This window comes from Azoarcus taiwanensis, assembly GCF_012910885.1.
Classification (GTDB): Bacteria; Pseudomonadota; Gammaproteobacteria; order Burkholderiales; family Rhodocyclaceae; genus Azoarcus_F; species Azoarcus_F taiwanensis.
Genome location: NZ_WTVM01000182.1, coordinates 1 through 6,269 on the forward strand (window position 1 = coordinate 1; position 6,269 = coordinate 6,269).

Annotated in this window: 6 protein-coding genes; all 6 read right to left on the reverse strand. The window is 64.5% G+C overall.

Features of this window, described 5'->3' with window-relative positions; genetic code table 11:
* Window positions 1–114: 114 nt before the first annotated feature.
* Window positions 115–1,059 carry a LysR family transcriptional regulator gene (locus GPA21_RS18675; protein WP_168989597.1) on the reverse strand — a complete coding sequence of 315 codons (945 nt, stop codon included), beginning with the start codon at window positions 1,057–1,059 and terminating at the stop codon, window positions 115–117.
* Window positions 1,060–1,068: 9 nt separating this feature from the next.
* Window positions 1,069–1,935, reverse strand: a complete 867-nt coding sequence (locus GPA21_RS18680) for an MlaA family lipoprotein (RefSeq protein WP_168989598.1) — start codon at window positions 1,933–1,935, stop codon at window positions 1,069–1,071.
* Window positions 1,936–2,047: 112 nt separating this feature from the next.
* Complete coding sequence (locus GPA21_RS18685; RefSeq protein WP_211163702.1) at window positions 2,048–2,734, reverse strand: ATP-binding cassette domain-containing protein; 687 nt, start codon at window positions 2,732–2,734, stop codon at window positions 2,048–2,050.
* A gap of 11 nt (window positions 2,735–2,745) precedes the next feature.
* On the reverse strand, window positions 2,746–3,921 hold the full coding sequence (locus tag GPA21_RS18690; RefSeq protein WP_168989599.1) for an FtsX-like permease family protein: 1,176 nt from the start codon (window positions 3,919–3,921) through the stop codon (window positions 2,746–2,748).
* Complete coding sequence (locus tag GPA21_RS18695) at window positions 3,918–5,102, reverse strand: HlyD family efflux transporter periplasmic adaptor subunit (protein WP_168989600.1); 1,185 nt, start codon at window positions 5,100–5,102, stop codon at window positions 3,918–3,920. The genes GPA21_RS18690 and GPA21_RS18695 overlap by 4 nt, the downstream gene beginning before the upstream one ends.
* The gene (locus GPA21_RS18700) at window positions 5,099–6,241 is read right to left on the reverse strand and encodes an efflux RND transporter permease subunit (RefSeq protein WP_339379819.1); all 1,143 of its coding nucleotides are present in this window, start codon (window positions 6,239–6,241) and stop codon (window positions 5,099–5,101) included. The genes GPA21_RS18695 and GPA21_RS18700 overlap by 4 nt, the downstream gene beginning before the upstream one ends.
* Window positions 6,242–6,269: the final 28 nt, after the last annotated feature.

Consider the following 6,269-nt stretch of genomic DNA (forward strand, 5'->3'; position numbering starts at 1 on the left):
TGGCCACGAGTGATTCGACGGTTTCGGCTGCGGCGCTGCTGCTGTCTGTCGCGGTCGGCTCGGGTTTGCCGCAAGCGACCAGCGTTGCGGCAAGCAGAAGTGGGATAGTCTTCTTCATGGCTCGGTTTCCTCCGATGGATCGGTTTGCGCTCGTGCAGCGGAGGATTTCCCATTTGGCGGCTCAACGGCATAGACCCGTTCGATGAATCGGGCCAGAGCATCAGACGGCTCCCCTGCGACACGCAAAAGGTAGGTCGTAAGCATGTGCGAACCGCCGGCCAGCGGCCGCGCTACGACACTTGACTCCCGGCCGGCGGCGATTTGAGAAGCACCGGCGAGTCCCAGTGCGAAACCCGCTGAAACCAGCGTCATCATCATGTCGAAGGACGCAACCCGTTCGACAACCAATGGTTCTTGAGTAGCGCGGCGCAACACGCGTTCAACTTGACGAGCATGGCCCTCATGCGTGTTCGTATCACTGAGCGCCAATGGATACCGCAGTAGTTCGTCTAGAGGTACATGCTTGTATGAAAGCACGGGGTGACGCGCTGGGACTGCCGCCATCAATGGATCATTCCAAACGGGCTCCGCAATGAGTCCGTCACCAACCTCATCCGACTGACCGAAACCCACGTCATACAGATCATCCTGAAGCCCCTTGATCTGCTGCGACAACGGCACTTCGGACAAGCGAATCTCGATCTCCGGCTCGTCTTGCCGGCAAAGTGCCAGGAGTGCGGAAAAGCACGACGGTGTCACGCCGTCGGAGAAAGCGATACGCAACTGACCGTGGAATCCATTGGTGGCAGCCTTTACGCTGTCTTGAGCCTGTTGCAAGGAAGTGAAGACGCGAGGTACATGCTCCAAGAACATCCGACCCGCACGGGTCAGTCGGGTGCTGCGTGTGGTTCGCACGAAAAGCTGTGCCCCCAAATCTTCTTCAAGCTCCTTGATTGCACGCGACAGCGGTGACTGCTCTATATGTAGACGCTCTGCGGCGCGAGCGAAGTGAAGTTCCTCGGCTACGGCCATGAAGCATCGCAGATGTCGTAACTCCATAGGTCACTCTCAGTCACGGTCGCTTTGCAGATCTTGCTGAATCTGGTGATTGCGGCGCTGAATCCACGCGTCGCGCACGAACACGTAGTCATCAAGCGCGTCGCGGCGAAACTGATCTATGGGCAACAGCCGCGTTCGCACATCGACTATTTCCAGTGCTTGCAATCCGCTGGCTACACCGCTGTCCTGAATCTGGGCGATGGGCGACAGCGGTTGATCACCCACGATACCGAGCGCATCACGCACCGTGCGCGGGCCAAGCAGCGGGAGCACCAGATAGCGCGAGTCGCGCCAGCCCCAGGTCGCCAGTGTCTGGCCGAAGTCTTCGTCATTGCGCCCGGGCATGCCGAAGTGGGACGCCGGGTCGAAAACGCCGACGATGCCAACTGTCGTGTTGACTGCAAATCGACCAAGCGATCTTGTCGCATCGCCGGGCCGCCCCTGCAAGGCCTGGTTCACCACCGTTACCGGCATGCTCAGGTTGGCAAAGAAACGGGATACACCTGCCTGGACAGGCTCAGGCGTGATCTTCTTGTACCCGACCGCCAGAGGGCGCAGAACGAACTTGTCGGCAGCGTTGTTAAAGCCGTGCATCTTGCGGTTGAAACCCTCCCAAGGGTCGGGAACGAGTTTCTGAGCATGGAAGTCTTCGGCATCCAGTTCGGCTTGGTTGGGCATTTGGGCTGCGGCAGCGTCACCAGCCTCGACAGTAGTCCCTGTTGCTGGCGGGACGTTGGGCTGGGAGGCGGCCACTGTTGCCGTCGCCGGCGGCATTTCGACCGCAGGGGACGCGGCCTGATCTTTGATAGCGTTGCTGGCGCAGGCGGTGGTGGCCAGCACCATCGCTGCGAACATTAGGGTTCGGAAGGCTCTCATTCAGGTGCTCCGTCGAGGTACAGCCGAAATTCGACGAGATAGCGAGCAAGGCAACCTCCATGCTCCGCGCCAACCTCTTACTGAACACTTACCTGCCGAACACCCTCTGCGTTCAGTTCGCTCCCGCTGTCATTCGTCCGTCCCGGAGGAACAGAACCTGGTCCGCAAGCTGGTGGATGCGGTCGTCGTGAGTGACCATCAGCGTTGTCACGCCGCGGTCGCGGCCAAGGGCTTTGAGCATCCTCACGACGAGCAGGCTGGAATGCCGGTCCAATGCGGCGGTCGGTTCGTCGGCCAGCACCACGGCCGGGTTGGACACCAGTGCGCGGGCAATCGCGACCCTTTGCTTCTCGCCGCCGGAAAGCCTGGCAGGGAGATAGGTGATGCGCTCACCCAGGCCGAGGATGTTCAACAGATGGGTGGCCGCCGCTTCCTGGACATCGGCATCGCCGCCCCGGCCATGGACCTGAAGACCCACCAACACGTTCTGCAGCGCTGTCAGGCTTTCGTGCAGGTTGTGCGCTTGGAAGATCACGCCCAGTCGGCGCCGCATGGCCTGCTGCTTCATCGCGCTGGCTCCATGTAGTTCCGTGCCCAGCAATCGAACCGACCCGTCCTGCACACTGCGCAGGCAACCCACCAGCGTGAGCAGCGTGGTCTTGCCGCAACCCGATGGGCCGGCAAGCACGGTCAGGCTGCCGCGCGTGACTTCGAGCGACACATCGAAGATGGCCTGCCGTCGCGCCTCGCCGTCCCCGAACCAGTGGTTCACCCCTTGCATCACGATGGATGTCGTCACGTGCCAGTCCCTCAAAATAGTTCGGCCGGGTCGATCGTGCGCAGACGCCGTGCAGCCAGCGCCCCCGACAGCATGCAGGCCAGCAGCGTTCCAACGAACACCGTGAGCGAGCGCCCAACGTCCATGCCGAACGGCAGATCGGTGGCATGCGCCAGCAGCGCGTAGATGGCGCTGGCCGAGGCCAGACCCGGCAGGAATCCCAGCACTGCGAGGATCAGGGCCTGCTCGAAGATGACACCGAGGATGTAGGGGTGCGAGTAGCCGATGGCCTTGAAGGTGGCGTAGTCGCGCAGATGGGCGGCGACGTCGGTGGCCAGGACCTGGTAAACGATCACCACGCCGACCAGCAGGCCCAGCAGCACGCCGGCGCCGACGATGCTGCCCATCGGCACCTCTGTAGCCTGGAAGCTCACGTTGTCCTCGACAGCCTGCGCGAAGCTGCGCACCTTGACGGGCTCCATGGACAGCGCACCGCGCAACTGCGCGAGCGCGGGCGCCAACGCCATGCCGGGTTCCAGATCGACGAGCACGTGGCTTGGCGTGCCCATCGAGCGCTGCCGGACCAGCCGAATGAAAGTCAAATCCGAAACCACCAACGAACCGTCCCAGCCGAAGCCAGCACCCATCGAGTAGCTGCCGATGGCCGTGATGGCCTTGCCGTCCACCTCGAACTCCAGAGGCGTGTCGGGTGACGCGCGCGCCGCCCACGCCGGATCGACGTCGCGCGAAAGCCCATCCAAGATCGCGCGCATCGGGACGGAGACGGCATCGAGGTGCTCGGCGATCGCAGGGCCCGCGAAGCGCCTGGATTCGGGTGGCAGCGCGTAGACGATGAGCGAGGTCGCCGGCACATTCGGTCGCTCCCAGGCGACCTGTCCGACGTACAGCGGCGCGGCGGCGGCCACGCCCGGCTGCGCGACGGACTGGTACACGACACGCCGCGCCAGCGTCGCGCCATCCGTGAGCGTGTTCGTGTTATACGGGGAGATCACGATATCAGCGCGGAACGGGCTGTAACTCGTGCGCACCACGTCGTTCATCGCGCTGAGGATGCCAAGCTGCACGAAGACAAGCATGTTCGCGAAGGCCACGCCAGCCACGGCGGCGGCCAAGCGCATGCGGTGATGGCGAAGCTGCAGCCAGCCGACCGGCAGGCGGCCGAGCAGCCCCCGGGAAATCCAGTTCATGGCGTGCCCACAGCGATCTTTCCGGTGACCTGCAGGCCAGTCAGCGCGCGGGCGTGCGCGGACGATGCTGCGTCGAGTCCCACCTTCACTTTCACCACGCGGGCGTCGGTGTTGGACACCGGATCGGACGACAGGACGGCTTGCCGCTGCACTTCCATGCCAATCCGTACGACGACGCCGGTCAGCGGCGCAGCTAGCGCTGACGAGTGCAGTACAACCCTCTGACCCAAGGCCACCCGACTGATGTCGGTCTGGTAGACCTCCAGTTCCGCGGCCATGTGTTCGACATTTCCCAGGGTAGCGATGCCTTGATCGCCGGGCTTCTCGCCGACGCGGACATGCACGGCGAGCACCGTGCCATCCAGGATGGCCGTCACACGGGCACCGGCCAGGTCCTGCTCGGCCTGGGCCACTGCGGCTTGGGCGACGTGCAGGTTGCCCAGGGCGAGCCGCACGTCGGGCTGGGCGTCAGCATCGCGATACGCGTAGCGCTGGACGGCAGCCGCGGCTTGCGCCTGATCCGCCGCAGCCTGATCGGCCACTGCACGTGCCTGCTCCAACTGTGCCTGCGTGGTCACGCCAGACGGAGCCAGCGACTGAAGCCGTGCCAGGTTCTGATCGGCCACCAAGCGCGCCGCGTGTGCCCGCTTGGCTGCGGCCTGCGCTTGGGCCCAGCCAAGACGAGCTTCACTGCGTGCTTGGTCGAGCGCAGCCCGCCTGGCGGCGAGCTGCGCCGCCGCGGTGGCCTGTAGCGCCCGGCGTTGTGGAAGGTTGTCCAGCTCGGCGATGACTTGCCCGGCGCGCACGCGCTGGCCCTCACTGACCAGCCAGCGTGCCACCCGCGCATCGCCTGCACCGAAAGGGAGAGCCAGCGTGATCGTGTCACCCTCTGGCATCAGCCTGCCGAGAGCGCCCACGGTGTTAGCCGCAACCGCCTGCTCCGCGACGGCGCCTGCTGGCTTGCTCGCCGAGCCAGTGGGGTCAGAGAAATGCGATACGGCGCTCTGGAGGTCAGGGCCAAGGCTGACACCCAGCACGGTGCCCAAGACCAACGCCGCCACGGTCAGCAGGGCTGTACGGCTTGGCGAGCGCCACGACGGCTTCGTCGGCAGTGTGTCCTGCTCAGCGGGCGCCTTGCCGGAATCGACCAGCGGCAGCGGGGAATCGCCGGCGTCCGTCATGATCCCCGCTCCGGCGTATGGGCGAGGACATCGCCCGCCAGAAGCCGCCGTTCCTGATGTTTAGCGGTGAAGCGTGCCTTGGCCCATTGCACGCCGTCGTCCACATAGCTGTAGAGGGCTGGAACAACCAGCAGGCTCAGGAAGGTCGAAGTGATCAGCCCGCCGATCACGACGACCGCCATCGGCACGCGAAAGCTCGGATCGCCGCCCAGGCCCAGGGCCACCGGGACCATTCCACCGCCCATGGCGATGGTGGTCATGATGATGGGCCGCGCCCGCTTGCGGCAGGCGTCGAGAATGGCCTCGGCGCGGTCCAGGCCGTGATCGCGGCGCGCGATGACGATGTAGTCCACCAGCAGGATCGAGTTCTTCGTCGCGATCCCCATCAGCATGATCAGGCCGATCATCGATGGCATCGACAGCGTCAATCCGGTCAGGAACAGCGCCAGCATGGCACCGGGCACCGAGAGCACGAGCGCGGTCAGGATCGTGCCGGGTTGAACGAAGTCCTTGAACAGGAGCACAAGGACCATGTAGATGCACAGCACGCCGGTCAGCATGGCCATGCCGAAGCTGGTTGCCAGCTCCTTCATTTCCTCGGCTTCGCCGAGCGCGCTGCGCTGTACACCAGCGGGCATCAGCCGCAGGCTTGGTAGCACCAGGGCTGCTTTCTCGATGTCACCCAGCGGGCGGCCACCCAGTTCGACCTCGATGTTGATGTTGCGCACTCGGTTGTGGCGTGTGATCTCCGCCGGACCACTGACGATGTCGAGTGCGGCGACGTTCTCCAGTGCCACCGGCCCACGTGCGCCAGGCACTGGCAGGCGTTTGAGCGTCTCCAAGTCTCGCCGGGCGGCATCATCGAGCCGCACCATGACGGGCACCTGCCGCTCGCCCAGATTGAGCTTCGCCAGATCCTGCTCGTAGTCACCGATGGTGGCTACACGCAGCGTCTCGGCGATGGTTGACGCTGTGACGCCCAAGTCGGCGGCGCGAGAGAAGTCGGGCCTGACTGACAACTCAGGGCGTACCAGGCTGGCGCTGGACGTCACCGCGCCGATTCCGGGAATGGTGCGCAGTTCGTGCTGGACCTGGTGTGCGTGCCGTTCGAGGGCGCGGCTGTCCTCACCCGTCAGCACCAAGACGTACTTCTCTCCCGACCCACCC